Raw genomic sequence first — 1353 nt, 5'->3', positions numbered from 1 at the left:
GCATGGCGCGTGGGCTCGGAGATGTGTATAAGAGGCAGGCCGTGGATGGCGCCGCTGGAGGGGCTGGGCGCGGCGCAGTTCCTGGTGGGGCACTCGACGGGTGCGGACCTGAGCCCCATGGAGCCCGCGCACGTGCCCTTCGTGGGCGTGCGCGTGGACAGCAGCCGCTACTTCGACGTGCACCACTCCATGGCGGACACCCTGGACAAGGTGGATCCGCAGGACCTGTCGCGCAGCACCGCGGCGGTGACGTGGATGGCGTACGCGCTGGCGGAGGCGCCGGGCACGCTCGCGCGTCCCACCGAGCCGGAGGCGGACGTGACGCCGCCGGCGAAGAAGTAGGGCGCCCGGGCGGAAGCCGCTACGCCTCCGCCGGGGCCTTGCGCGGCCCGCCCTTCCGGAGCGGCAGCTCCGGAAGCAGCAGTGTGACGAACAGGGCCGCCAGCGCGATGAAGATGGCGCAGCGGTACACCGCCATCGTCGCGCGGGTGAAGGACTCCTTGAGCGCGCGCTCCACCTGGTCCACGGTGGACAGCGCGCGGGCCTCGTCCGCGTCCACGCGCGCGCGGGCCTCGGGTCCTTCCGCCAGGGCCTGCCGCCGCTCCTCCTCGAACCCCTCGCGCAGCTTCGCCTTCACCTGCTCCGGCTGGAACCGCTGGCCCTGCGGTGCGCCTTCGCCGCCCGGGCCACCTGGCGCGGACGCACGCAATTCCTGTCGCACGTCCGGAGGCAGTCCACGCGTGGCCTGCTGCGTGCGCGCCTGCATCTCCCGGCCCAGCGTGCCCGCGAACACGGTGCCCAGCAGCGCCACGCCCACCGTCATGCCCAGCTGCCGGAAGAACGTGGTCGCGGACGTGGCCACGCCAATGCGCTGGGTCGGCACGGAGTTCTGCACCGCCACGGTGTAGAGCGGGATGGACGGGCCCAGGCCCAGGCCCACCAGCACCATCTTCACCGTGACCTCGGCCTGGCTGGAGTCGGGCGTCAGCGTGAAGCCCATCACCGCGAAGCCGCCCATGAGGAACAGCAGCGCCCCCACCATCAGCGCCTTGTAGCGGCCCAGCCGTGACACCAGCTGCCCGGACAGCACGTTGCCCGCCACCACGCCCAGCGTCAGCGGCGTGAGCGTCAGCCCGGAGTGCGTCGCGGACAGCCCCACCACGTTCACCATGAACAGCGGCAGGAAGGTGACGGACGCCAGGAACACCGCGCCAATGGTGAACACCGCCGCGTTGCCCGCGGTGAACGCGCGCAGGCGGAACAGCGACGGCTCCAGGAGCGGCTCCTTCGCATGGCGCTCCCGCCACACGAAGAGCCCCAGGCCCACCGCCGACAGCGCGAACAGCCCCAGGA

At 72.4% G+C, this 1353-nt stretch carries 1 protein-coding gene and 1 pseudogene; one reads left to right on the top strand and one right to left on the bottom strand.

Annotated features, from left to right (window positions below):
• Window positions 1-342 (top strand): annotated as a pseudogene (locus D7W79_RS42010) (M20/M25/M40 family metallo-hydrolase); the annotation flags it as partial.
• Window positions 343-361: 19 nt separating this feature from the next.
• On the opposite strand, the gene D7W79_RS42005 reads toward D7W79_RS42010, so the two are convergent.
• On the bottom strand, window positions 362-1353 hold a 992-nt coding region (locus D7W79_RS42005; protein WP_120530756.1), incomplete at its 5' end, for an MFS transporter.

The sequence above is a fragment of the Corallococcus exercitus genome (genome assembly GCF_003611585.1).
GTDB classification, from domain to species: Bacteria; Myxococcota; Myxococcia; order Myxococcales; family Myxococcaceae; genus Corallococcus; species Corallococcus exercitus.
Note: the sequence above shows the minus strand (reverse complement) of the source record. Positions and strands in the feature narration are given on the sequence as shown.